Source organism: Magnetospira thiophila (assembly GCF_054657015.1).
This window is the reverse complement of the sequence record NZ_BAAHXF010000002.1, coordinates 195,187-221,149: the sequence shown is the minus strand read 5'-3', so window position 1 is coordinate 221,149 and position 25,963 is coordinate 195,187. Positions and strand designations below refer to the sequence as shown.

The 25,963-nt window shown below is 59.7% G+C and carries 21 protein-coding genes; 10 read left to right on the top strand and 11 right to left on the bottom strand.

Annotated features, from left to right (window positions below):
• Positions 1-80 precede the first annotated feature (80 nt).
• Positions 81-797, top strand: a complete 717-nt coding sequence (ctrA, locus tag ACYQ1P_RS10630) for a response regulator transcription factor CtrA (protein WP_460020334.1) — start codon at positions 81-83, stop codon at positions 795-797.
• Positions 798-812: 15 nt separating this feature from the next.
• Here the strand turns inward: ctrA and ACYQ1P_RS10625 are convergent, their stop codons facing one another.
• The 6 genes from ACYQ1P_RS10625 to ACYQ1P_RS10600 all read right to left on the bottom strand — a co-directional run bounded on the left by ACYQ1P_RS10625 (position 813) and on the right by ACYQ1P_RS10600 (position 9,168).
• A complete protein-coding gene (locus tag ACYQ1P_RS10625; RefSeq protein ID WP_460020333.1) occupies positions 813-1,985 on the bottom strand; it encodes a BaiN/RdsA family NAD(P)/FAD-dependent oxidoreductase in 1,173 nt (390 codons plus the stop codon).
• A 55-nt stretch (positions 1,986-2,040) separates the two neighbouring features.
• Positions 2,041-3,711, bottom strand: coding sequence for a GGDEF domain-containing protein (locus ACYQ1P_RS10620; protein WP_460020332.1), 1,671 nt, complete (start codon positions 3,709-3,711; stop codon positions 2,041-2,043).
• A gap of 177 nt (positions 3,712-3,888) precedes the next feature.
• The gene (locus ACYQ1P_RS10615) at positions 3,889-4,719 is read right to left on the bottom strand and encodes a CheR family methyltransferase (RefSeq protein WP_460020331.1); all 831 of its coding nucleotides are present in this window, start codon (positions 4,717-4,719) and stop codon (positions 3,889-3,891) included.
• A complete protein-coding gene (locus ACYQ1P_RS10610; RefSeq protein WP_460020330.1) occupies positions 4,716-5,864 on the bottom strand; it encodes a protein-glutamate methylesterase/protein-glutamine glutaminase in 1,149 nt (382 codons plus the stop codon). The genes ACYQ1P_RS10615 and ACYQ1P_RS10610 overlap by 4 nt, the downstream gene beginning before the upstream one ends.
• Positions 5,865-5,959: 95 nt before the next feature.
• A complete protein-coding gene (locus tag ACYQ1P_RS10605; RefSeq protein WP_460021637.1) occupies positions 5,960-6,325 on the bottom strand; it encodes a response regulator in 366 nt (121 codons plus the stop codon).
• A gap of 122 nt (positions 6,326-6,447) precedes the next feature.
• Positions 6,448-9,168, bottom strand: coding sequence for a hybrid sensor histidine kinase/response regulator (locus ACYQ1P_RS10600; protein WP_460020329.1), 2,721 nt, complete (start codon positions 9,166-9,168; stop codon positions 6,448-6,450).
• Between the two features lie 267 nt (positions 9,169-9,435).
• On the opposite strand from ACYQ1P_RS10600, the gene ACYQ1P_RS10595 reads away from it, so the two are divergent.
• The 4 genes from ACYQ1P_RS10595 to ACYQ1P_RS10580 all read left to right on the top strand — a co-directional run bounded on the left by ACYQ1P_RS10595 (position 9,436) and on the right by ACYQ1P_RS10580 (position 14,009).
• The gene (locus ACYQ1P_RS10595; protein ID WP_460020328.1) at positions 9,436-10,371 is read left to right on the top strand and encodes an HlyD family secretion protein; all 936 of its coding nucleotides are present in this window, start codon (positions 9,436-9,438) and stop codon (positions 10,369-10,371) included.
• On the top strand, positions 10,368-11,330 hold the full coding sequence (locus tag ACYQ1P_RS10590; RefSeq protein WP_460020327.1) for an ABC transporter ATP-binding protein: 963 nt from the start codon (positions 10,368-10,370) through the stop codon (positions 11,328-11,330). Before ACYQ1P_RS10595 ends, ACYQ1P_RS10590 begins: the two co-directional genes overlap by 4 nt.
• A complete protein-coding gene (locus ACYQ1P_RS10585; protein ID WP_460020326.1) occupies positions 11,327-12,466 on the top strand; it encodes an ABC transporter permease in 1,140 nt (379 codons plus the stop codon). The genes ACYQ1P_RS10590 and ACYQ1P_RS10585 overlap by 4 nt, the downstream gene beginning before the upstream one ends.
• Before the next feature lie 286 nt (positions 12,467-12,752).
• Positions 12,753-14,009, top strand: coding sequence for a DEAD/DEAH box helicase (locus tag ACYQ1P_RS10580; RefSeq protein ID WP_460020325.1), 1,257 nt, complete (start codon positions 12,753-12,755; stop codon positions 14,007-14,009).
• Positions 14,010-14,051: 42 nt separating this feature from the next.
• Here the strand turns inward: ACYQ1P_RS10580 and ACYQ1P_RS10575 are convergent, their stop codons facing one another.
• A complete protein-coding gene (locus ACYQ1P_RS10575; protein WP_460020324.1) occupies positions 14,052-16,337 on the bottom strand; it encodes a CHASE2 domain-containing protein in 2,286 nt (761 codons plus the stop codon).
• Positions 16,338-16,473: 136 nt separating this feature from the next.
• Here ACYQ1P_RS10575 and ACYQ1P_RS10570 point away from each other — a divergent pair, with 136 nt between their 5' ends.
• The 4 genes from ACYQ1P_RS10570 (at position 16,474) to ACYQ1P_RS10555 (ending at position 21,346) form a co-directional block, all read left to right on the top strand.
• Positions 16,474-18,387, top strand: coding sequence for a peptidase domain-containing ABC transporter (locus ACYQ1P_RS10570; protein ID WP_460020323.1), 1,914 nt, complete (start codon positions 16,474-16,476; stop codon positions 18,385-18,387).
• Complete coding sequence (locus tag ACYQ1P_RS10565) at positions 18,384-19,676, top strand: HlyD family type I secretion periplasmic adaptor subunit (protein WP_460020322.1); 1,293 nt, start codon at positions 18,384-18,386, stop codon at positions 19,674-19,676. The genes ACYQ1P_RS10570 and ACYQ1P_RS10565 overlap by 4 nt, the downstream gene beginning before the upstream one ends.
• A 112-nt stretch (positions 19,677-19,788) precedes the next feature.
• Positions 19,789-20,583: a motility protein A gene (locus tag ACYQ1P_RS10560; protein ID WP_460020321.1), complete on the top strand. Its 795-nt coding sequence runs from the start codon at positions 19,789-19,791 to the stop codon at positions 20,581-20,583.
• A gap of 1 nt (position 20,584) precedes the next feature.
• Positions 20,585-21,346, top strand: a complete 762-nt coding sequence (locus tag ACYQ1P_RS10555; protein WP_460020320.1) for an OmpA/MotB family protein — start codon at positions 20,585-20,587, stop codon at positions 21,344-21,346.
• Between the two features lie 9 nt (positions 21,347-21,355).
• Here the strand turns inward: ACYQ1P_RS10555 and ACYQ1P_RS10550 are convergent, their stop codons facing one another.
• From ACYQ1P_RS10550 to ACYQ1P_RS10535, 4 genes are all read right to left on the bottom strand, one after another.
• The gene (locus tag ACYQ1P_RS10550) at positions 21,356-22,174 is read right to left on the bottom strand and encodes an MBL fold metallo-hydrolase (protein WP_460020319.1); all 819 of its coding nucleotides are present in this window, start codon (positions 22,172-22,174) and stop codon (positions 21,356-21,358) included.
• 18 nt (positions 22,175-22,192) lie between these two features.
• A complete protein-coding gene (locus tag ACYQ1P_RS10545; protein WP_460020318.1) occupies positions 22,193-22,930 on the bottom strand; it encodes an SAM hydrolase/SAM-dependent halogenase family protein in 738 nt (245 codons plus the stop codon).
• 16 nt (positions 22,931-22,946) lie between these two features.
• Entirely contained in the window at positions 22,947-23,813 is an 867-nt protein-coding gene (gene rpoH / locus ACYQ1P_RS10540; protein WP_460020317.1) for an RNA polymerase sigma factor RpoH, read from the bottom strand.
• Positions 23,814-24,214: 401 nt separating this feature from the next.
• On the bottom strand, positions 24,215-25,057 hold the full coding sequence (locus tag ACYQ1P_RS10535) for an MlaA family lipoprotein (protein WP_460020316.1): 843 nt from the start codon (positions 25,055-25,057) through the stop codon (positions 24,215-24,217).
• Positions 25,058-25,342: 285 nt separating this feature from the next.
• Between ACYQ1P_RS10535 and ACYQ1P_RS10530 the strand changes: the two genes are divergently transcribed.
• A complete protein-coding gene (locus ACYQ1P_RS10530; protein WP_460020315.1) occupies positions 25,343-25,960 on the top strand; it encodes an ABC transporter substrate-binding protein in 618 nt (205 codons plus the stop codon).
• The last annotated feature ends 3 nt before the right edge of the window (positions 25,961-25,963 follow it).

Genomic DNA, 25,963 nt, shown 5'->3' with positions numbered 1-25,963 from the left:
AAAATCCAATCCTGGAAAGTAATGGATGACGATTCCCCAACATATGGTTACCATGAGCCAGATTCATGCAGGAATAGTCGATGCGCGCACTCCTCGTTGAAGATGACCCCAATATGGCCAAGAGCATCGAATTGATGCTCCGGTCCGCTGGTATGGTCGTGGATTCCACCGATTTGGGCGAGGATGGCCTGGAGATCGGCAAGCTCTACGACTACGACATCATCGTGCTCGATCTGATGCTGCCCGACATCGACGGCTACGAGGTCCTGCAACGGCTGCGCGACGCCCGGGTGGAAACCCCGGTGCTCATCCTGTCCGGCCTGACCGAGCCGGATAACAAGGTCAAGGGTCTGGGCTTCGGGGCCGACGACTACCTGACCAAGCCGTTTGACAAAGCCGAACTGATCGCCCGCATTCAGGCCATCGTGCGCCGCTCCAAGGGGCACGCCCAACCGATCATCAAGACCGGCCGTCTTTCGGTCAACCTGGAGGCCCGTACCGTCGAGGTGGAAGGCACCCCGGTTCATCTGACCGGCAAGGAATACGGCATTCTGGAACTGCTCTCCCTGCGCAAGGGCACCACCCTGACCAAGGAAATGTTCCTCAATCACCTGTACGGCGGTATGGACGAGCCGGAACTGAAAATCATCGACGTGTTCGTTTGCAAGCTGCGCAAAAAGCTGACCACCGCCACCGGCGGCGACAACTACATCGAAACCGTCTGGGGCCGCGGCTACATGCTGCGCGACCCACAGGATGACCGGGCGAAAGCCGAAACCCCCGCTGCGATAGAGTGATCCTACGGCAAACGACTACGCCGCCTGCCCGCAGGCATGGCCGGACGCCCAGGCCCATTGGAAATTGAAGCCTCCCAAATGGCCGGTCACATCCACCGTCTCGCCGATGAAATAGAGACCGGGGACCTTCAGCGCCTGCATGGTTTTTGAAGACAAACCTCGGGTATCGACGCCGCCGACCATGACCTCGGCGGTGCGCAGGCCTTCCGACCCACGGGGCGTGACGGACCAGCCGTTGATGCGCTCGGCCAGACCACGCAGAGCCTTGTCGGGCGTGTCCGCCAAGCGTCCCGCGCAGCCCGCCTGCTCGGCCCAGCGCTGGGCCAATCTGTTGGGTAATAGCTGCGTTAACACGGTTCGCAGGTCTTTTTTGGGCTGATCCTGCCTGGCGGCCTTGAGGTATTGAAACACATCCGTTCCGGGCAGCAAATTGATGCAGATCGTATCGCCGGGCTGCCAATAGGACGAGATTTGCAGGATCACCGGACCACTCAGCCCCCGATGGGTGAACAGCAGCGCTTCCCTGAAACGCACCTTGCCCAGCGTCACCTCGGCATCCAGGGATATCCCGGACAGCCCCTGTAACTGATCCATGATCGCGCCATCAAAGGTCAGCGGCACCAATCCCGGACGAGGTTCGATCACGTTGAGGCCGAATTTCTGGGCGATGGCATAGCCAAAGCCGGTCGCGCCCATTTTCGGAATGGAAGGCCCACCGGTTGCGACAACAACGGCAGATGCCCGAATATCGCCTTGGTTGGTGACCACTTGAAACCCCGATGCCTCTTTGGACAGATGGCGGACAGTCGTGCCGGTCTGGATGCGGCACCCCTCGGCTTCGGCGAGCAGCATGTCGATGATTTGCTGCGCCGAGCCATCGCAAAACAACTGTCCATGCTCCCGTTCATGGTAGGCAATGCCATGCTTCTCGACCAAGCCGATGAAATCCTGCGGGCTGTAGCGTTTGAGGGCCGATACACAAAAGCGCGGATTATCGGACAGGTAATTCGCCGCTGAGACGTTCAAATTGGTGAAATTGCACCGCCCGCCGCCGGAGATGCGGATCTTTTGCCCCACTGCCCGGGCATGGTCGATCACCCATACCCGGCGGCCACGTCCCAGGGCCTGCCCGGCGCACATGAGGCCCGCTGCACCGGCACCTATGATCAGGACATCGCATTCTTGCATGGGCGGAGATATAGACGATCCCCCCGCCCGCGCCAAGCGGTGTCGGGGAGCACCTTCAGGCAGTGGCGGCAACGACGCAGTTTCTGCCTTTTGCCTTGGCTTCGTAGACCGCCTGATCGGCGCGCTTGAACGCCTGTTCCAGCGCGCCATCCCCAGGTTCTGGGAACCCTACGCCCACCGAGATTGTGACGCGCTCTTGCGAACATGGGGGGCGATCTAAAACCGACTGACGAACGCGTTCGGCCAGGGACAGCGCGTCATCGGGGGTTATATCGGTCGATATAATGACGAACTCCTCGCCGCCGAAGCGAAAAACTCGATCCGTGTCCCGCAGGCATCCGGCGATACACTTGGCAACCGCCGTCAGAACCTTGTCCCCCTCATCGTGACCATGGCTGTCGTTGATCCTTTTAAAGTGATCAAGATCGAGAACCATAACCGCCACTCGGTCCGTCTTCCGTTGGCCCATCTGGTACTTGCAGAGAGTCATGTCTAGGGCGCGCCGATTGTCGATCTGGGTCAGAGGATCGACGAGAGCATCGTGACACAGGCTGCCAATGCGCTCGGCCAGGGAAGAAGCATCCCGCACCACCGCCGTTGAATATATCTGACCCTCAAAGGATTTCTTGCTGACCGTGATGGTGACTGGAATTTCGAACCCCTCCCGGTGCAGAGCAATCATGTTGAGAGGGTTATCTTGCGTGGAAGACATTTTGGGGGCGCGCTTGAACGAGCCCACCAAACGCTCATGCCTGTCGCGAAATCGCGCCGGGATGAGGTCGGGAAGAGACAGTGTTTTCAATTCCGCCGCCGACCGGCCAAACAACTCTTCGGCCCCTTTGTTGGCATGTAAGACTTCATTGTTCGGCCCGAAGAACAGCAAAGCGTCCCCGGACAGATCAAGAATCGCCAACAACCGATGTTCCAAATTGAGGCGCTGTTTGGCTTCGCCTTCCAATGCGGCCTGCGCATTTTCGTGATGCATGGCTCCAAAGGTCCACAGCATCATCATGATGATCAGAAAGCTGGAAACACCCATGGCAATGGCAAAGGGGGCGGCGATGATCCCGGCCAAAATGAGTTTATGAACCAGCCACCCCAGGGTGAGGGGCAGTAAAATCAAGCCGATGCCCCGCCAACACGAGGATTGACCGCACAGATGATCGAGAGAGGCAAACCGCAAGGTACTTCGCCCCTCGGTCAACAAGGCGAACCCGGAAAGAAAAAGCATAAATCCCAACGCCGTATGGAGGGCAACAGTAGAGAATGGTCCAATCTCAAACAAGGAGTCAGGGCTGTAGGTATAAGCCATCAAAGCTGTGAGTGGGGCAAACAGGGCAAAATAGAACAGGCTATCGAAGAACAAGGGAAAACGCTCAGGACCCATTCTGAAAGCCCCCAACAAAACCCCACAAAAGAGGAAGGTTGTCGCCGTCGCTTCGGACATCCGGCCGGGTGCCGCTGGACTCCAGGGATCACGCGCCAGTGCCTGATCAATGCCGAAATCGACGTCCCATATGGACTGGACCAGGGTGGTGCCACCCAACAAGATGACACTCGACGCCACCACCCAGCGCCCAACTTCGGCCCCCTGCCAAGCCATCCAGACCAGGGCGCCTCCCAGCAGGATCATGCCTAATGCGGTATTTGCCTTCATGGACGGAAAGTCGGATGACAAGGAGATGACCCAGGGCCATCCTCCCCACCAACTCAGCAGGACGATCATCCCCATGCCCGACATAAAAGCACCGGCGAGAGTCGCCCATCCTTTCTCGTCCTGGATGCCCCTGCGCAAAGTCCCGTCTCCATATGTTGAGAACAGATATCGCAAACATGATACTTCGACAGTACGCTTTAAAGGAGCAGGCCTGAAAAAATGCCTGTTTGTTCAGCTTGCTCCGTACTAACGGTGGGAAGCTGGGGGCGCGTCGGTCAGCTTGTAGATGCCCCGGTGTCCCGGCATCGGCTTGAACCTGTCGGTCAGACCGAGCACCGTTTCCGCGCCGCCCAAAAACAACGATCCGTCTTCGGAGATCATCTTGGCCATATCGTCCAAGATCTTGCTTTTGGTCGGTTGGTCGAAATAGATCAACACGTTGCGGCAAAAGATCACGTCGAAGGTGCCCAGCGGACGCATATCATCAAGCAGATTGAACTCCCGGAATTTGACCATGCTGCGCAGACTGGGGTCGATAACCCAGGATTCATCCTGTTTCTTGAAGTATTTGACCAGATTCTGGATGGGCAGGCCCCGCTGCACCTCGAACTGGGAGTATTTCCCCGCCTTGGCCTTCTCCAACATGGAGACGGAAATATCGGAGGCCAGAATTTCTACCCGCCAGCCAGCCATTTTCGCCGCCGCTTCCTTGAGAATCATCGCCAGGGAATAGGGTTCCTGTCCACTGGAGGCGGCGGCGCACCAAATACGCAGGGACTTGCGGGCGGCACGGTCTTCCATCAACTGTGGCAGGGTGACGTCCCGGAACATGTCGAATGGCTTGATGTCGCGGAAAAAGAACGATTCATTGGTGGTCATGGCATCGACGACTTCGCTGACCAGAGCCCTATCCTGTTGCCGCAACAACGACACCAGTTCTTCGAGATCCTTCAGTCCCCGCTTGCGGGCCACCGGCAGAAGTCTGCTCTCCACCAGATACACCTTGTCAGGTCCGAGCACCTGACCGGATTTCTTCTTCAACAGGTCGGCTATGAACTGGAAATTTTCCGGCTTCATCGTCCCCCCCTGGTGGTCAGACGAATCACCTGATTGGCCAGTTCATCCAACGGCAGGACCGCGCTACAGATCCCGGCCTTGGCCACTGCGCCCGGCATCCCCCAGACGACACAGCTCGCCTCATCCTGGGCCAACAGGGTGCCGCCGCTGGAAACCAGATCCATACAGCCCTTCAGGCCATCCGTGCCCATGCCGGTCAAAATAACGCCGAGGGCATGACGACCGTAGACCCGGGCGATACTGCGCATCATCGGGTCCACCGAGGGACGGCAGTAATTCTCCTCCGGGCCGTCATTGAGACGCACGACGACTTGCGAGTCTTGCTGCTCCACCAGCATGTGGTATCCGCCCGGGGCCACCAGCACCTGACCGGGTGACACGGGCAGGCCATCGGTGGCTTCCCGGCATTCCCAGCCGCTCATCCGTTGGATATGTTGCGCCAGAATCGGCGTAAAGGTGGCGGGCATATGCTGGGTTACCAGCACCGGCAGGCGGCATCCGCCCCGTAGTCCGCGCAAAAAGGCAAACAGGGCCTGCGGGCCACCGGTGGAACTGCCAATGGCCAGGACCTCCGCCTTGGCCTGTCCCGGCTGCCGCAGCAAAATGGGCGTGGCCGACAAAGGACTCAGAGTCTGTACCTTCGGCGAAGCCTCGGGCAGCGCCGTTCGGATGCCGGGACGATCCCGATAAACCGAGGCCGGTCGCGGGACAGTACGCTCACGCGCATCGTCATTCCCCAGTTCCCGCTTCAGCCGGAAAGCCAGTCCCAGGCTTTTGACCTTGCCCAGAAATTCCCTGCGAAACGGACCATTCTCGCCAATATCCCGAATGCTCGTCGGCTTTGGCAGGATATCTGCCGCACCGGCCTCCAGGGCCTTCAGGGAGACTTCGGCATGAAGCTGCGTCAGGCTGGAGGCGACCAGGACCGGCAACCCCGGACGGATGGCCAGCAGCTTCGGCAGGGCTTCCAGCCCGCCCATCACCGGCATCTCGATATCCAGAACCACCACATCAACAGAGTCATGCCCCAGATGTTTCACCGCCATCAGCCCGTTGGCCACCGAGGACACGATCTTGATTTCCGGATCTTCGTCGAGCAGGCGAAAATACAGCCCCCGCACCACGGCGGAATCATCAACGAGCATGACCCGAATCGGGCCTGCCTCTTGGCCGCCAGGAGGGCTGAACTGTTCCGTCTTTAAGGACACATGCACCTGATTCAACCGATCAATATCGGCAATTACATCAATCCAACCTGCGCGAACTTCGCTTGAATAATCTCACTGTCGAAGGGCTTCATGATATATTCGTTGGCCCCGGCTTCGATCGCTTCCTGAATGTGTTCAATGTCGTTTTCGGTGGTGCAGAAAACCACAATCGGTTTCTCGCCTCCGGGAATTTTACGCATTTCACGCAAAAACTCGATGCCGCTCATCACCGGCATGTTCCAATCCAGCAGCACCGCATCGGGCATCGCCTTGCCACAGGCATCCAGCGCTTCCTTGCCGTCCGCCGCCTCGACGGGCTCGAACCCCAGTTCCTCGACGATCTTGCGGGCCACCATGCGGATCACCCGCGAATCATCCACGATCAAACAAGATTTCATCATTCTCCACCCAAGCTACCGCTTTACGGCTTTTTGTTCCCAGTTGGTTATCTCAATTTTATCCCCGGACGCCAAGAGCCTAACAAAGCCGTCCCACCCTGTACAGCCGGATAGTAGGAGATTCAGGGAGAAGCCTTTTTCCCGCCACCGTCCCGCGCTCCAAGGGTCTCGTTCAATGTTCGCACCAGCGCCTCACGGTCGAATTTCGCCACGCAGTCGGTAAATCCCGCCTGTCGTCCCTGTTCCAAATTACGGTCGCTGGCATGGGACGACAGGGCGATGACCGGCACCTCGGCCCACCGTGCATCGGCGCGCAGGGCCTCGGTGAATTCAAAACCGTTCATGCCGGGCATATCGATATCGCTGAGAATGGCGTCGAATTCGCCATCCTCGCCCAACAACTCCAAAGCCCCCTGGGCATCCTCCAGGCAGACCACCCGGTAGCCGGCCACCAACAGCATCGGCGTCAGCAGATTGCGGAAAAACGGGCTGTCATCCACCAATAAAACCCGCCGCCCCTCGCCCTTCGGTCGATTCCCGTGAACCGCCTGCTCCTTCGGACCGTACCAGTCGCTGAACGCCTTGTTGAGGAAATAGCCCGCATCAATCACATCGGTGGCCCGACCGGCGAGCACCGCCGTGCCGAGCAAATCCGGGGTCGCCGAGGGCAATTCCACATCCAGCACATCCTCGACGATATCGACGATTTCATCGACCACCAGGCCCATGGAGCGGTCCCGATCGGTAAACACCAGAATCGGCTGCAAGCCATCCGTCACCAACTGCTGAGACTCCGAGAACGGAATCAACGGCATCAATTGGCCGCGGTATTGGACCATGGGCTGACCGTGCGACCGTTCCACCGTGGTCATGTCGATTTCCTCCAGCCGCGCCACGATCGCCAGGGGCACCGCCTTGAACTCCGCCGAACCAGCCTTGAATACCAAAAGGCTGGTGACGCGGGCCTCGGCCTCCGCAGCGGCGCTTTCTTCGGCCCGCATCTCATCGGGAACCGCCAGTTCCACATGGCCGGAAGCCGCCGCGATCCCGTTGGGATCGAGGATCATGATCACATTGCCATCGCCGAGAATGGTATTGCCCGAATAGAAGGGAATATCGCGCAGGATCGGGGCCAGCGGCTTGACGACAATTTCCTCGGTATCGAACACCTTGTCGACGATGATCCCGAAGGTATAGGCCCCCACCTGGGTCACGACCACAAAGGAGTCTTTGAGCTGATCCCCCGTCCCATCGCCCAGGTGCAGCATGTGGTTGAGCGACACCAACGGCAGCAGCCGATTGCGCAGACGCAACACCGGCGCATCATTGAGCATTTCGATCACATGCTCCGACCGGGAGGAGATCCGCACCAGTTCCAGCACGCTGATTTGCGGAATGGCGAACCGCTCGCCGCCACTGGCGACGATCAGCGCCGAGACAATGGCCAGGGTCAACGGAATCTTGACCGTGAACAGGGAGCCCCGACCGCTGGCCGATTTCAGTTCGATGGTGCCGCCGATTTTCTCGATATTGGTCCGCACCACGTCCATGCCCACGCCGCGACCGGAGACCGATGTCACCTTTTCCGCAGTGGAGAACCCGGCGCGGAATATGAATTGATGAATCTGATGTTCGGTCATGGAGGCGATGTCGCTTTCGCTGGACAGATCGTTTTCGAGAATCTTCTGCTTCACCCGTTCGGTATTGATGCCCTTTCCGTCATCGCGGATTTCGATGATGATATGTCCGCCTTCATGGTAGGCATTGAGGGAAATCACCCCGGTTTCCGGCTTCCCGGCAGCCAGACGCTCGGCCGCAGATTCCAAGCCGTGATCGCCGGAGTTGCGCACCATGTGGGTGAGCGGGTCCTTGATCAATTCCAGCACCTGACGGTCCAGTTCGGTCCCCGCCCCCTGCATCCGCAGGTCGATCTTCTTGTCCAGTTCCAGGGACAGGTCACGAATAATCCGTGGCAGCTTGGCCCAGGCGTTGCCGATGGGCTGCATGCGGGTCCGCATCACCCCTTCCTGAAGATCGGTGGTGATATGGCTCAACCGTTGCAGCGGCGCCAGGAACTCCGAATCATCCCGCCCGCGCACCATTTGCAGCAACTGATTGCGGGTCAGCACCAGTTCGCTGACCAGGGTCATGAGATTTTCCAGCAGATTCACATTGACCCGGATGGTCTGTGCCGCCAGCGACATATCCTTGGCCGGATCGGCCTTGGACTGGGTGTTGGGCTTGGATGACACCGGGTCGGAGCGCGCCGGAACCGAGGCCTTGGCGACCACCGGCTGCGGCGCGGCTTGCGGCTCCCTGTCCGTTTCGTCCGCAACTTCGACCACCGGCTCCGCTGCCGTCGGTGCCGGTGTTTCCACGGCGACCGGTTTGGCTTCGGGCTCAGACGCGGGGGGCGGCGCGGACTTGGCCGCCTGGGCCTGTTTGGCCGCCTTGATCTCCGCCGCCTGCCCCTCGGCCATGGCATTGAGCCGGGCAATCAAATCCGCGTCATTGCCTTCGGGTTCCTTTTCGGTCCGTTCGAGCACGTCCAACAGGCCGCGAATGCTGTCGAGGCATTCCAGGATCAGAGTCACGGCCTCGGGGGAGACGCGCAGGGTGCCGTCACGGAACTTGCCGAGCACATTTTCCCCGGCGTGGGCGACCTTTTCCAGGCGCGGCAGACCGAGAAACCCACAGGTGCCCTTGATGGTATGGACCAGACGAAAGATATTGCCGAGAATTTCCGTGTCGTTCGGGTCCTGCTCGAACTTCACCAGTTCGACATCCACGACCGCCAGATTCTCGCTTGTCTCAGTCAGAAATTCACTGAGCAGATCGTCCATGACCAACCCTCGCCTGTGCAGATCGTTGCCGTCCGCTTTATCGTCGTCGCCGGAGAATAACACCGCAACAGGCCCGAAGTCTCGCCCAAATCGTTGGGCTTCCGAAACTAGGGTGCCTGGGGCAATCATTTCCCCCTCGACATCCTAATATAGGCAAGGGATGATCAGGCTGTGCAAAGCATTGTCACATCAGGAGAAAGAGAATTGGTACCCCCTCTTACATTCTGTGACCGTCGGCTCCAAGGCCTGTCAAGGCTGATCGGCCTGTTGGCATTGCTTGTAGGCACGGGAGGATGCGGGGACGAGACACCCCACTCGGGTTTCCAAGGATATGGCGAGGGTGACTTCATCTACCTATCCGCCTATGAAGCGGGAAACATCGAAACCCTATCCGTGGTCAGGGGGGATCAAGTGGCGGCGGGGCAGTTGGTTTTCACCATGGAAAGTGTTGTTCAAGCCAACCTCCTGCGTCAAGCTGAAGGGCAGTTGGACATTGCCCGCCACCGACTGGCCGACTTATTGGTCGGCAAACGGGATCAGGAAATCGCGGTCCTGATCGCCGGACGCCAAAGAGCCGATGCGGCTCTGAAACTCGCCAAGGAGACTTGGCAGCGCAAAACAAAACTGTTCAAAGACGGCATCATCAGCCAAGCGGACCTGGATCAGGCGAAGACCGACGTCAATGTGAATCAGGCGAGCCTGGATGAATTGAATGCTCAGATTTCCACCGCGCGCTTGGCCGCGCGTGCCGAGGAAGTCGCCGCCGCCAAGGCCACCGTCAAGACCGCAACAGCGGCGCTGGAAACAGCCCAATGGAAATTTCAGAAACACCGCGTGACAGCCCCCAAGGCAGGACGCATTGAAGACGTTCTGTTTGAAGAAGGCGAATTCGTTCAACCGGGACAGCCTGTTCTGTCACTGCTTCCCGATGCCGCCCTCAAAGTCCGCTTTTTCATTCCTGAACGTCGTCTCGGTGAAGTGCAGATCGGACAGGCCGTGACATTTACTTGTGATGGCTGCCCACCCGGCCAATCCGGAACGATCCGGTTTATTTCGGAAGTCGCTGAGTTCACGCCGCCGGTGATTTTCAGCCAACCCTCGCAGCAAAAGCTCGTGTTCATGGCCGAAGCCTGGCCGACAGGACAAGTGTCCCTGCATCCCGGTCAACCCGTTGAAGTCCAGCTATCGAGCCCCGTTCCATGACGACGCCTTCGATTATCCGCACCGACCAGGCGGTGATCGACGTGGCCGGGCTCAACAAGAGTTTCGATGGCAAGACGGTTGTGCGCGACCTGAATATGCGAGTCAAAAAGGGCCAGATCTACGGTTTTCTCGGCCCCAATGGCAGCGGCAAGACCACCACCATCCGCCTGCTCTGCGGCTTACTCACTCCAGATTCCGGCAGCGGCACCTGCCTGGGTTTCGACATTCTCCATCAAAGTGACGAAATCAAACGTCAGGTTGGCTATATGGCGCAACGGTTCAGCCTCTATGACGACCTCTCGGTCCGCGAAAACCTGGATTTCGTGGCCCGCATTTATCAAATCAAGGATCGTCGTCGTACAGTTATGCAAACCATTGAGGGCCTCGGTTTGGCGGACCGAAGGAACCAATTGGCCGGTCAGTTGTCCGGCGGTTGGAAACAGCGGCTGGCTCTGGCGGCCTGCACCCTACATGCGCCGAAACTGTTGTTGCTGGATGAGCCGACCGCCGGGGTCGATCCCAAAGCCCGCCGGGAGTTCTGGGATAAAATCCACCAGTTGGCCGCCGAAGGTCTAACCGTTCTGGTCAGCACCCATTACATGGATGAAGCCGAACGCTGCACGGCCATTGCCTATCTTGCCTATGGATCGCTGATCGCCCAGGGCAGCGCGCCGGAAGTTGTGGCGCAATCGGGCCTGAGCATCTGGACCGTCGATGGCGATATGGAGTCCGTCCAACGCAGTGCCTTGGCCCGCGAACTCGCCACCCTGAAGGGGGTCGAAATGGTGGCTCCGTTCGGCACTACGCTCCATGTCAGTTCCACCGATCGACAGGCCCTGACAGCGGCCATCGCCCCCTATCGCGATGACGGAACTCTCCTGTGGAAGGAAAAGCAACCGACCCTCGAAGATGTCTTTATTCGTCTGATGAAAGATCACCCCGAGGCCCCTGTCCAATGAAGTGGCGTGGCTTCTCCTTTTCCCGGTTTATGGCCCTGCTGGTCAAAGAATTCATCCAAATGCGCCGCGACCGCCTGACCTTTGCCATGATGATCAGCATTCCCTTGATGCAACTGGTATTGTTCGGTTTCGCCATTAATACGGACCCCAAGAGTCTGCCCACCGCAGTTGTCAGCGGCGACAACGGCCCCTTTGTCCGCACCCTTATCACCGCTCTGGAAACTTCTGGATATTTCAAGATCACACAACCGTTCGTGTCGTCGGACGAGGCCGAACATCTGGTGCGGAACGGCAAGGTGCAGTTTGTGTTGCGCATTCCGGCACATTTTTCCCGCGATGTCCTGCGTGGCAGTCGCCCCAAAATTCTCATTGAAGCCGACGCCACCGATCCCGCCGCCACCAGCAATGCGGTCGGCGCCCTGAATCAGTTGGCCCTCACGGCCCTCAACCCGGACCTGAAAGGACCTCTGACCTACCTGACCGGCCAGCCGCCGCCATTCGGGTTGGTCATTCACAAACGCTATAATCCGGAAGGTATCAATCAGTACAATATCGTCCCGGGCCTGATGGGCGTGGTGTTGACCATGACCATGATCATCTTCACCGCCTTGGCGGTGACCCGGGAAACCGAACGCGGCACCATGGAAACCCTGCTAGCCATGCCGGTTCAACCGTTCGAAGTCATGCTGGGAAAAGTCATTCCCTATATTTTCGTCGGCTATGTCCAGGTCGCCCTCATTCTGGGGGCGGCGCATTTTCTATTCAAGGTTCCCATTGTGGGCAGCATTGGCCTGCTGACATTTGTGTTGATCTTGTTCATCGGGGCCAATCTTTGCGTCGGGTTCACCTTTTCGACCATTGCCCGCAATCAGTTGCAGGCCATGCAGATGTCGTTCTTTTTCTTTCTGCCCTCGCTGCTGCTATCGGGTTTCATGTTTCCGTTTCGGGGAATGCCCCTGTGGGCGCAATATATTGGCGAGCTTCTCCCCCTGACTCATTTTCTGCGTATTGTTCGGGGGATCTTGCTGAAAGGAAACGGCCTTCAGGAAATCACAAACGATACTCTGGCGATCACCGGGTTCCTGCTTTTCGTGACCATTCTGGCTCTCAAGCGATACCGGGTGACCATGGACTGACTCCGGAATGGCTCCGTTGAATTCCCTTGACTTCTAGAGTTCTGGCGCGCCTAGTGCTTTCAGCGACACTCCCATTTAGGTCGATTTCTGATCGATCGCTGGCTGGGCGGTTCATTCTGTGACCCGTGCCGACCACATCTCTTTCCGACATATCAGGGCGTTTCGTTAGACCGGCTTCCGCCATGTGGCGCGCCGTGTTGGTAACGCTTGCATCCTGCTGGCACGCTCATCGTTCCGTCTTCGGGGCGACGGGTGATGATAACTTGTTGTGAAAGACAATAATTTTATGACCGATTTTGCGGGCCTGAATCTGGCCCAACCCATCCTTCGCGCCGTTTTGGAAGAAGGCTATACCACCCCCACCCCCATTCAGGCCAAATCCGTGCCGCCGCTGCTATTAGGCAGCGACCTGCTGGGCGTCGCCCAGACCGGCACCGGCAAAACCGCCGCTTTCGCCTTGCCCCTGCTCAACCGTTTGGCCGCTCACGATGAACGCCCCGTACGCAACCATCCTCGGGCCTTGATCCTGGCGCCGACGCGGGAGTTGGCCGGACAGATCGCCGACTCCCTGCGCACCTATGGCCGCCATATCAATCTACGGACCACCGTGGTCTTCGGCGGCGTTTCCATCCGCCCGCAAATTCAGGCCATGGCCCAGGGCGTGCATATCCTGGTCGCCACCCCGGGACGGCTCATGGACCTGATGAACCAGGGCCATGTAAAGCTCGACCAGATCGAGGTGTTCATTCTCGACGAGGCCGACCGGATGCTCGATATGGGCTTCATTCGCGATGTCAAAAAGATCGCCGCCACCCTGCCCCATCGTCGTCAGACCGTGTTGTTTTCGGCCACCATGCCCGCCTCGGTTCAGGTTCTGGCCGACGGACTGCTGAAAAACCCGGTCAAGGTCGAGGTGGCCCCTGCCGCCACCACCGCCGAAAAAGTCGAGCAGCGTGTGCTGTTCGTCGCCAAGGACAAGAAGCGGGCCCTGCTCGAAGATCTGCTCAATGACGAAAGCATCAAGCGGGTGCTGATCTTCACCCGCACCAAGCACGGGGCCGACCGGGTCGCCAAGCACCTGCACATGGCGGGCGTGCGGTCCGACGCCATCCATGGCAACAAGGCACAGAATGCCCGCACGCGCGCCCTCAACGGCTTCCGTTCGGGACAGATCCGGGCCTTGGTGGCGACTGATATCGCGGCCCGAGGCATCGACGTGGACGGGGTCACCCATGTGATCAACTTCGAATTGCCCAACGACCCGGAAAGCTACGTCCACCGCATCGGCCGCACGGCCCGCGCCGGAGCCACTGGAATCGCCATCTCCTTTTGCGATCACGAGGAACATGCCTATCTGCGCGATATCGAGAAAGTCATCCGCCAGACCGTGCCGGTGTTCGCCGACCACCCCTATCATGCGGCGGATGTCGGACGACATGCCGTTTCGGCCAAGCGCGGCCCGCAGCCGCAAAAGCGCACCCCCGGCCCGGGCCGCCGCAACGCCCCCAGAGCCCCGCGCCGCAGCAGCGGCAAGGCCGCCTAACGAAACAAAACCCCCGGTGCCTTTGGCTTCCGGGGGTTTTTCTTACTTGCTGGTCGCTACGAATACACCATCCCAGTCGGCGGGCGGGGGGGCTTCCTCGAATTGCTCGATGCGCTCCTCCACCACATCGTAGAACCCGATGCAGTTGAAATTCTTTGCCTTTTCACGGCACACGGACAGCAGCTCCCGGGCCTCGGCCCAGCGCTGGCCGCGATAGGCCGCCAGCAGGGCATCGTGGGAGTCTTTCAGCGTCTGGAATTCCGGAGAGGTCAGAACCTCCTCGTGACCGACGCAGGTGAAAATGCGTACCGCCGCCTGCTTGCCCTTCACCTTGATCAGGTCCATTTCCAGCAGCGGCAGGTCGTTCACCTTGGCCGCCGTGTTCTCGCCGATGACGATGTCCACATGATAGGTCTTGGACTGGCCTTCCAAGCGTGACCCGAGGTTCACGTTATCGCCCAGGCAGGAATAGTCGAAGCGCAGGTCGGACCCCATGTTGCCGACCACGATGTCGCCGGAGTTGATGCCGATACCCATTTTCAGGTCGTCGTGGGTCTTGCCCTCCGCTTCGAACTCCTTGCGCAATTTATCGTTGATCTGATCCATTGAGGCGTTCATCACCATGCCCGCCTTGATGCAGTTCTTGGCATGGTCCGGATCGTCCAGCGGCGCGTTCCAGAACGCCATGATGCAATCGCCCATGTACTTGTCCACCGTGCCTTTGTATTCGAGCACCACATTGGTCAATGGGGTCAGCAGCTTATTAATCAGCACGGTGAGGCCCTGCGCATCGAATTTTTCCGAAAGGGTGGTGAAGCCCCGAATATCGGAGAACATCACCGTCAGATCGCGCAGTTCGCCGCCGAGCTGCAACTGTTCCGGATCTTCGGCCAGCTTGGCCACCATGTCCGGGGACAGGTAATGGGAGAATGCCTCGCGCACCTGCCGCCGCTGCCCTTCTTCGCGCGCATAGCCGAGATAGGTCAGGGTGGTGTAGAGAATCAGGGTCGACATCATGCCGTACGTGGCGTCGAACAAGATGAGTCGATCGGTGAACAGGTACCAGGAAATACCAGCGGACCCACTGAGCAACACCACGAACATGAACAAGGTCCATTTGGCACCCAGATAGGGAACCAGGACGATCATGAGCAGGCCGCCGAACAGCAGAAATGTCATTTCGACCACCGAGATGTAGTTGGGCCGCTTCAAGAACTGCTTGAGAAGCGCCGCCTCGATCACCTGGGCGTGGACCTCGACTCCCGGCACCTGCCGCTCGGTGGGAATTTCACGAATATCCTTCAGGCCCACCGCCGAGGTGCCGACGATGCACAGCTTGCCCTGGATCTTCGCCGGATCAGCGACCCCGGCCAGCACGTCGCGGGCCGATACGTACTTGTCCGGGTCGCTCTTCGAGTAATAGGGCCAGACCATGCCCCTCTCGTCCGTGGGCAGGAGGATGCTCTTGGTCACCGCCACCTCGTAGATGCCGCCCTCGTTGGTCTTAAGCAGCACCGTCGGGCGCCCGGTGGCCACCCGCATCATTTCCAGGCTCAGAGAATTCATCATACTGTCGCCAAAGCGGTAAATGGTCGGCACGCGCCGCACCACATTGTCCCGCTCGTCGGTTAACGAGAAAACCCCATGTCCGGTCGCCGCATCGGAGAGCACAGGAATGTTACGGATCAGCGACTCGTATTCGGGCAGAAAATCGATCTTATCCTGCGGCCCCAGGATGGCCACCGACTTCTTGATCGGCTTCCGGTTGGCGTCCTCTTCTTTCTCTTTGTCGTAGCCCGCATAGCCGACGATCACTTTTGTCTGCTTCATTACTCCGGCCATGAGCTCGTCGTTGCTCGGCTGTTCGGCAATCTTTTTCTTGGTTTCCTCGTCCAGAGTCACCAGGGTCTTGGCCACCGATTCCGGGTTCATGCGATCCGGTTCGGCGAACACGATATCGAAGGCGGTCAGCACGGCACCCATATTGGCCAAATTGGCGATCAACTGGCCGATGGTGACGCGGTCCCAGGGCCATTGCCCGACTTCGCTCAAGCTGGCTTCGTCCAAGTCTATGATGGTGACCAGTTTTTCCTCGGGCTTGGGAATGGCCCGTGGCTTGATCTTCTGGTACACGTCGAACATCTTCATGCGAAAGATTTCGACCGGGTAAGGGTCCCACACCCGCAAGGCCACGAAACCGGCGAGAATGACGAGTCCGATAAGGCGGTCCCAGCCGATTCGGAACCGTCGCTTGCCGGGCTTCTTTTTATTCCCTGGATTCTCGGAATCAGGCGCCTTTGAAGAGCCCTTGTCCGTCGCCATGTCCATGCTACTGCCCCTTCAGACTTAACGCACCCACGGGGGCGAGTTTAGCATATAAAAACGCCACCGGGAGAACTTGATCATGTCTTGGAGCTTGAAATAGTCTATAACTCGCTCAGAACGCAAAGGACACACGCCGACCATGACCAACCCGTTCGAAGCCTCGACCAAGGCCGAAGGCCCCAGGGCCTGGATTCGGCATATCCTGAGCCCGCTCAAGAAGACCTTTTCCGAGGTCCTTCTGATGTCGTTCTTCATCAATATGCTGGCCCTGGCTGTGCCGGTCTATGTGATGCAGATCTACGACCGGGTGGTGTTTCATCATGGCTTGACGACCTTGCAAGGGTTGAGCATCGGCATGGCTCTGGTGCTGCTGTTCGATTACCTGATGCGCAATTCACGCGCCCGAATCATGCAAACGGTGGCGCTGCGGGTCGATGTGCAGGTCGGCCGACACCTGTTCGACAAAATCACCGCCCTGCCGCTGCAACATTTGGAAACCCAGCCCGGATCGTTCTGGCAATCCCTGTTCCGGGATGTGGACGTGGTCCGCAACACCTTGTCCGGGGCCTCGGCGGTACTGCTCACCGACTTGCCGTTCGTGGTCCTGTTCCTCGGGCTGATCTGCGTCATCGCCTGGCCCATCGCCTGGGTGTTGCTGGTCATTCTGCCGATTTTCCTGCTCATGGCCTGGCGCTCCGGAGCGGTACTCAACGCGGTCAACACCGAAGAGCGCAAGACCAGCCTGAACCGCGATGGACTGATCGCCGAGATCATCGCCGGACGAACGACAGTTAAGGCCCTGGCGCTGGAGCGGGCCATGAAGCCGGTCTGGGAAGGGGCCCACGCGGACAATATCGAGCGGGCCATTGAGCGCGGCCACAAGACCGATTCCTACACCTCCCTGGCCACCACCTTGACCATGGCCACTACGGTGCTGATGACCACCGTCGGTGCCATTGCCATCATCGACCAGGAATTGACCATGGGGTCGCTGATTGCCACCAACATGCTGTCCAGCCGCATCATCGGTCCGTTGAACCAACTGGTGAACACGTGGCGCGGCTACGCCACCTTCAAGCAATCGGTGGAACGCCTGGGCAAGGTGTTCGCCAGCGAGAGCGACCGTCAGGTCAGCGAAGTCTCTCTGGGCCGTCCGCAAGGCAAAGTCACGTTCGAAACCGTCAGCTTCCGTTACGGCAACGATGGCCCCATGGTGCTCGACAAGGTCAACCTGACCATCACCCCCAACGGCATGCATGCCCTGGTCGGGCGCAACGGCTCGGGCAAGACCACCCTGATCAAAATGGCCCAGGGCCTGTACAAGCCGGTTGAAGGCCGGGTGCTGCTTGACGATGCGGATATTTCTCAGTTCAGCCGCACCGAAATCGCCTCCTGGGTCGGTTACGTGCCGCAGGAACTGGTGCTGTTTGCCGGTACGGTGCGCGATAACATCACCTTCCGTCACCCCGATGCCTCCGACGAACAGATCGTTGCCGCCGCCCAGGCCGCCGGGGTCCATGATGTCATCGTCGACCTGCCCGACGGCTATGCCAGCCAGATCGGCGAGGCCGGACGACGCCTGTCCGGCGGCATGCGCCAGCGATTGGCCATCGCCCGGGCGCTGATCGGCGATCCGGCGGTGCTGCTGTTCGACGAACCCTCGGGCAGTCTCGACCGGCAGGCGGAAGAGGAACTGAAAACCACCCTGAAGGGACTGGCCAAGGACCATACCATCATCCTCATTACCCACAGCCCGGTGCTGCTGTCGGCCTGCGATAATCTGGTCGCCCTCGACAAGGGCCGGGTTGCCATTGCCGGTCCGGCCAAGGAAATCCTGCCGCGTCTGTTTGGCGGCGCAGCCCGTCCGTCGGCGGCACCCGCCGCACCCACCGGTCCCGCTCCGGCGACCCTGCAAACGGCCCCGGCCCGCAAGCCGACCCTGCCGCCCGCTCCAGGCATGGAAAGACCGCCTGCGCAGCGCCCCGTCGCGACCAGACCCGCTTCCCCCGCCCCGCCCAGCACGCCAACCCCGGACAAGGGGAAGCCGTCATGAGCCGCCTGGATCAACTGGCCGAGTCCCGCCCCATTCCCACCTGGCGTTCGTTCGCCTGGATCGTGATGTTTTTTCTCGGAGGCGGTCTGGTGTGGTCCAACTTTGCCGCCCTGGACGAGGTGGCGGTGGCGACTGGCGACGTGGTGCCGCTGGGCAAAGTCAAGGTCATCCAGCATCTGGAAGGCGGCATCGTGCAGGCGATCCATGTCAGCGAGGGGAGCCACGTCAAGACGGGCGATACCCTGGTGCAGTTGGATCTCGCCACCTCCGGTGTCAATCGGGAGGAATTGCAGGTGCGCCTCGACGGTTACCTGTTGACCCGAGCCCGTCTGGTCGCCGAAGTCAATCAACAGCCGCCGGAATTCCCCGAGGACGTGGCGCAGCGGCGCCCGATCCTGCTCGATGCGGAAAAGCGCGCCTACGCGGCCCGGCAGTTGGAACTGCAAACCTCCATGCGGGTCCTCGACGAACAGAAAACCCAGCGTGAACTGGAAGTGGTCGAGCTGGAAGCCAAGCAGCGGGCCACCGATCAGAATCTGAAACTGGCCAAGCGACGTTTCGAAATGTCGAAAACCCTGCTGGCCAAGCAGCTCACCGCCAAGATGGATCACCTGGAACTGGAAGCCGAGGTGGAAAGTCTGGAAGGCGAAATGATGGGTCTCAAGCCCGCCATTCCGCGCGCCCGGGCCGCCGTCCGCGAGGCCGCCCAGCGGGAGGAGGAAGTCAAAAACAGCTTCCTGCGTGAATCGGAGGAAGCCCTGGGCGAAGTGGAGCAAAACATCGCCCGGGTCCGCGAAGTGCTGGCCCAGGCCACCGATCAGAATATGCGGGCCGAAATCAAGAGTCCCATCGACGGCATCGTCAAGAACATGCGCTATCACACCATCGGCGGAGTGGTGAAACCGGGCGAGGCGATCATGGAAATCGTCCCCTCGGACAACAACCTGCTGATTGATGCCCGCTTGCAGCCCACCGACGTGGGCTATGTGCAGGTGGGTCAGAAGGCCGTGGTCAAGATATCCACCTACGACTTCGTGCGCTACGGCGGGCTTGATGGCGAAGTCATCCAGGTAGCCCCGGATTCCTCGACCGATCAGCAGACCGGCGATACCTATTTCCAGGTGGTGGTAAAAACGGAGAAAACCTGGCTCGGTGCCCAGGAAGGCCAATTCACCATCACCCCGGGCATGGAAGCGACGGTGGATATCCACACCGGCAAAAAAACCGTCCTGGACTTCCTGATCAAACCGGTCTTGAAGCTGCGCCACGAGGCCTTCAGGGAACGCTGAATTGATTCCCCCAAGCCCCTTTAACTGAAAATAAATTACTGTAGACTATAGCTTACTTTGGATTGGGAGCGTCGCCGGAACGGGCGGCGGCACTGGACAGCGGGACCTCTTTATGTCGATCGGAACGATCCTCGGTGTGCTTTTCGGCTTCGGTCTGTTTGTCGGAGCCATCGCCGTCAGCACCAATGACCCGTCGGTCTTCATTGATCTGGCCAGCTTTGTCATGGTGGTCGGCCTGACCTTCGCCGCCACCTTCATCTCCTTCGAGGCGCGCTACGTCATTCTGTCCCTGAAACTGATCTACCGGATCGTGTTTGCGCCGCGCATTGGCCGCAATATCCTGAAATCCGAGGTCGGCCGGGTGATCAAGTGGGGCTACGAGGTCCAGAAAAACGGCCTTGGCGCGGTGGAAAAGGAAATCCCCAAGCTCAAGCGCAGCGACAAGATGCTGGCCTATGGGGTGGAAATGGTCATCAGCGGCTACACCGGCCAGGAAGTCCGCGAGGTGATGACCAACGCCATTGAATCCACCTTCATCCGTAACACGGTTCCGGCGGATATTCTCAAAAGCATGGGCGGCACCGCCCCGGCCTGCGGCATGATCGGTACTCTGGTCGGTCTGATCATCATGCTGGGCAAGATGGGCGAGGACCCGTCGGCCCTCGGCCCGGGCCTGTCCGTCGCCTTGATCACCACCCTGTACGGGGTGCTGTTCGCGCGGCTGATCTTCATCCCGGCCGGGATCAAGGTCAAACAGCGCGAGGAAATCGTCCGCTTCCGCAATTATCTGGTGACCGAGGGGCTGGTCATGCTGGCCGACCGCAAGAGTCCGCGCGCCATTCAGGATCGCATGAACAGCTTCCTCGACCCGTCCCTGCACTTCAACATCGACAAGATGAAGCGCTGATATGTCGGCTTTCACGCCCAAGCCCGAAGAACCGGAAGACGAAGCCTGGTTGGCCACCTACGCCGATGCCATCACCCTGCTGATGGCCTTTTTCGTCATGCTGGTGTCGTTCTCCAAGATCGACATCCCGACCTTCGAAAAGGTCGCCGCCGGGATCAAGAACGAAATCGGCATGGGCAAGGCCGATGCGCAAAGTTCGACCAGCATCCTGAAAATGGACATGAGCGACATCATCTATCAGCAAAGCGCCGAAGAGGCGGTGCAGGTGGGCGAGGATGACCGGGGGATCGTGCTCGAATTCGCCAGTTCCGCCTTCTACAAACCCGGTTCCGCAGACATCCGCGACCAGGCCGTTCCGCTCCTCGGCGAAGTGGCGAAGAAATTGAAGGAGCCACGCTATCAGACTTTCATGGTCGAGATTGAGGGGCATACGGATGACGACCCCATCAGCACGGCTCAATTCCCCTCCAACTGGGAACTCTCCACCGACCGCGCCGCCGGTGTGGTCCGCCTGTTCATCAAGCTGGGTCTGGACCCGCAACGCATGAAGGTGGCGGGCTACGGCGAGACCCGTCCGAAGGTCCCCAACCGCACCGCTGACGGGGCTCCCATTCCGGCCAACATGGCCCAGAACCGCCGGGTGCTGGCCCGCATTTTCCCGGCCTCCCTGGAGGAGCGCAAGAACCTCCAGCAGCGCATGGAAACCCGCGACTTCATTGATCCCAGCGGCGAACGCCTGGATCTGAAGACCACGCCCGAATAGGGCAAGAGGTCACAGCACGATTTCCAGGAAATCGCGGCACACCACCACATGATCCGGCCAAGCGGCGTTGGCCTCCGCCGACAACTTGTCCATGAAATCGTCTTCGTGACCGGGATCGTGGTGAAAAATTCCCAGCTTTCTTGCCCCGGCCAGCTTGCACAAAGCCATGCCTTCGTTCCAGGTGGAATGGCCCCAGCCGACCTTGGTGGGAAATTCCGCTTCGGTGTAGGTGCTGTCATAGACCACCAGGTCGGCCCCCTCGATCAGGTCCAGGATATGCTGGTCATGCACCCCCGGCACATGTTCGGTATCGGTGATGTAGCACAGGGATTTGCCGGCGTGGTCGATGCGGTAGGCAGTCGCCCCGTTAGGGTGATTCAGCGGACAGGTGCGCACGGCCACCCCGGGCACCAGTTCAAAACGGTCGCCCGCCTTGAAATCCTCGAATTTGGGATTGGACTGCATGGCGGCCAGGGGCACCGGAAAGGTCGGGTCGGCCATCTGGCGATCGAACACATGCTCAATGCCGCCCTGCCCGGTCAGATGCCCGGCCAGCACATGGAATTTTCCACTCGGCACATAGGCCGGAGCGAAAAAAGGAAAGCCGTTGATATGGTCCCAATGGGTGTGGGTGAGCAGGATATGGGCCGCACCAACCCCGCGTTTCAAGAGTTCCGTGCCGAGCGGACGGATGCCGGTCCCGGCGTCCAGGATCACCAGATGATCCCCGGTCTCCACCTCCAGGCAACTGGTATTGCCCCCATAGCGCATGTGATTGGGCGACGGACAGGCGATACTGCCCCGGGTTCCCCAGAACTTGATCCGCATCTTTGGGTCCTTATCGTTTCATGACTGCGCCACAATCCGAACCGGCGCGCCCCGCGAAATCCCCAGGATCTCATCGGCCCGTTGCCGATTGACGGCGATCTCCACCAATCCATTAGAATTTACATACCAGAATGCACCGCCCGGCGGAAGAACGGAGAATGTCTCCGCCGCCATGATTTCATGCCCCCCCACCTCCAGCCGGGCCTGGGGGCTCACCCGAGTACCCCGCAGCCCGGTCAAGGCATTGCCATAGACATCCACATAGACCACTTCCGCAAGGTCGTCCGGCCAGTCGTTTTGGCGCAGGCCGACCGTCGAGGTCAGATCGCCCTCTCCCAGCCGGTTGGTGGCCAGGGTGGCGGCCACCGGCGCAAACATATCCCGGCCATGAAAGGTGCGGGAGAGCTTTTCCGGACGCCATTGGATTTCAAACCAGGCGACCGGTTGCGCGGCGCGGCGGGCCACGATCTCGAACAAGCCATTCTCCGGACCGACGTACCAGCGGCCGTCGGCCTGCATAACCAGCGCTCGCCGAGGTCCCCCGACGCCCGGATCGACCACGCAGAGAAACACCGTGTCTTTGGTAAAATGCGTACCATAGGCCGCCAGCAGATAAGCCGAAGCCTTGGGATCGCAGGCGGGCGCATCGGCGAACAGATCAATCACCGGCACCCCGGGAGCCCGCTGCGCCAGCACCGCCTTGACCTGTCCGGTATAGGGTCCGGTCAGGCCAAAGTCGGTGAACAGAATGATCATCGAAAATCCGCGCCGATCAGGCCGGGGCCGCTTCCAGCATCGCCTTTTGCAGTTTGTCGAAGGCCCGGTTTTCCAACTGGCGCACCCGCTCACGGCTGATCCCAAAGCGCTGCCCCAGTTCCTCAAGGGTCACCGGCTCATCGCTCAGGCGACGCTCGGTCAGGATCTGGCGCTCCCGCTCCGGCAGCACCCCCAGAGTCCGTTGCAACAGGGCCTGACGGGACGTGCTTTCCTGACGCTCGGCCATCAGCATTTCCGGGTTGGGAGTCTCGTCGGGCAACAGATCCTGAAACTCCGCGTCACCGTCTTCGCCGACCCGCAGATTGAGCGAACTGTCGCGCGCCGACAGGCGGCGGTTCATGTGCACCACGTCCCGCTCGGAGACCGACAGGGCCTCCGACAATTGGCTGGCGTCTTCCGGGGTCAGTTCCCCATTGTCGATGATGCCCAACTGGTTCTTGACCCGGCGCAGGCTGAAAAACAGCTTCTTCTGCGCCGCCAGGGTGCCGGTGCGCACCAGCGACCAGGAATGCAGCACATATTCGGTCACCGAGGCCCGGATCCACCACATGGCATAGGTAGCCAGACGGAAGCCGCGCTCCGGATCGAACTTGCGGACTGCCTTCATCAGGCCGACCGAGCCTTCGGACACCAGGTCCGCAATGGGCAGGCCATAGCCCTTGTATTCCATGGCAATCTTCGCCACCAGACGGAGATGACTGGTGACCAGCCGATGGGCCGCATCCACGTCGCCATGGTCGAGCCAACGCCGGGACAGCATGTACTCTTCATCGGCCGTCAGCATCGGAAACTTCCACGCCTCGCGGAGGTAGCGGTTGAAACCGCCCTCGGGCGTCACGGCGGGTAAGGTTTGACGGGTCATGATTGGGATCTCCCACTCTTGGATCTTACTGGATCACGTTTCGCAACATCAGGCCGACAGGAACACTCCTGAAGTCCTACGACCGAAATCCGGCGGCATTGTGGCGGGCATGAAGATCAAAAGTCCGTTCACGGACAAGTGATCGCGCGTCCTGCTGCGCCGGAACGGGTTGTCGCTAGGGGAGAGGGGCAAGGTGCAGGCGCATGGGTCAGTTCCTCCTTGGAAGCAAAATGACACAGAATCAAGCTCGCCTTTCGGCCGAGCGCGCTTTCCGGCCCCGACAGGGCACCGAAATTCGTTGTGATAATGACTCAATACCCGACTAATGTCAAGGGTCGGATCGCAACCGGAGCGACGCCCGCCGAGACGATCTACAGCCGGAATGGGCGCGGACGACGGCCTCAGCCGTCGTTACCGACCCGGCTCTGCGATCCCACCGGAGGAGTCCCTGCCACCGGGGCCTCGCCCCCGTCATAGGAGGAGAAATCGGGGATCGTCGGCAGGGTTTCCGCCTCGCCGTTGGTCACTTCGGCCCGCCGTTTCTGGGTATACATGGAGCGAATGGCCGCATAATAGTCGAGGGAGGTCTTACGGACCTTTTCAAGTTCCGGCATCACTTCGGCATAGGCCTGAAGATTGCCGGTCATCCAGGTGGCGTTGTTGAAGTCGTCGGGGGCCACATAGCGCCAGGGCGACATGTAGCCGTCGGCAACCCGCCCGACGCCGTCGCGGGGATAGAGCGGACCGAGGCCCGGCAGCACCAGATAGAAGGTCTCGGGAACACCCCAAACGGCCAGAGTCTGACCGAAATCTTCCTTGCGGCCTTCGTAACCCATGTCCGTCGCCTGATCAAACAGACCGGCGACCCCGATGGTCGAATTGATGATGAACCGCATCACGGCCACCCAAGCCTGATCCAAATCCCCTTGCAGCAGGTTATTGGCCAGATTGACCGGCTCGCGCAGATTAGAAACGAAATTGCCGACCGCTTCCTGCATTTCCTTCGGCGCCGTGCCCCGATAGGGCGCGGCGAACGGGGTCACCACCAGCAGCATCAGATATTCGTTAATGCCGAACATGACGCGATTGAAGGGCTCCAGGGGGTCCCAGGGCTCGCCACTGTCCAGAGCCTGAGCGACCTGTGTCGGCTCGCTGGCCCGCGCCGGAAGCATGCTCTGCCCCAGCAGGGTCAAAGTCATCACGCCCACCACCGCGACTTTCCCGATTCGTCCGAGCAACTTCATGGAAACCCCAATTGTCTTTTATATTAAAGGCACTTGATAACCGGCATGGAATTTCCCCATTCCACACCTACATAATCTTAGTATGTGAATCTCAGAATATCCGCAAGGGTCATCAGCTTGACGCGCGCATTCCCATGATGTGCGTTGCATCTATGACACGCTTGCTGTTGTATTATAAACACTCGATGTGGGCGATCCGGGAGAGCCTGTCGGAAACCACTCAATTTTTGCCCAGCAATCCTGTAGGATGGGCTGTTGCCGTATTACCAGAAGGATGAATTCTCCATGATCTGGCTTAAAGGACTGACTCGCGGATTTTTGATCGTGGTGCTGCTCGGCGGCGCGGCTTCGGTCCAGGCCGAGGAACCGAAGGAGGCCCAACAGGTGGTGGCCGACTTCCAGGCCACCTTGCTGTCGGTCATGAAACAATCCTCCAGCATGGGCGTTCAGGGACGTTATGACCTGCTCGCCCCGGCCCTGAGTCAGGCCTTTCACCTGCCCTTGATGGTGCAGGTGGCCACCGCTGAATCCTGGGACCAGGCCACCCCGGATCAGCAGAAACGGTTGATTGCCGCTTTTCATCGCATGAGCGCCGCCACCGTCGCCACTTTGTTCGATGGCTATTCCAATGAGAATTTCCGCATTACCGGGGAGCGGCCCGGCCCCGGCGGCACCCTTCTCGTGGACACGGTCCTGGAGTCGCCGAGCGGTGACGGCCATCAGATTTCCTATGTGTCGAAAAAAGTCGGCCCGGAATGGCGCCTGGTGGACGTGGTCGTCGATCACGGCATCAGCGAGCTTTCCGTACGCCGTTCCGAATATCGCCGCACCCTGGAACGGGACGGAATCGAAGGCCTGATTTCGGCGCTGGACAGCAAGGCAACGGACCTTCTCAACCGCTGAAGC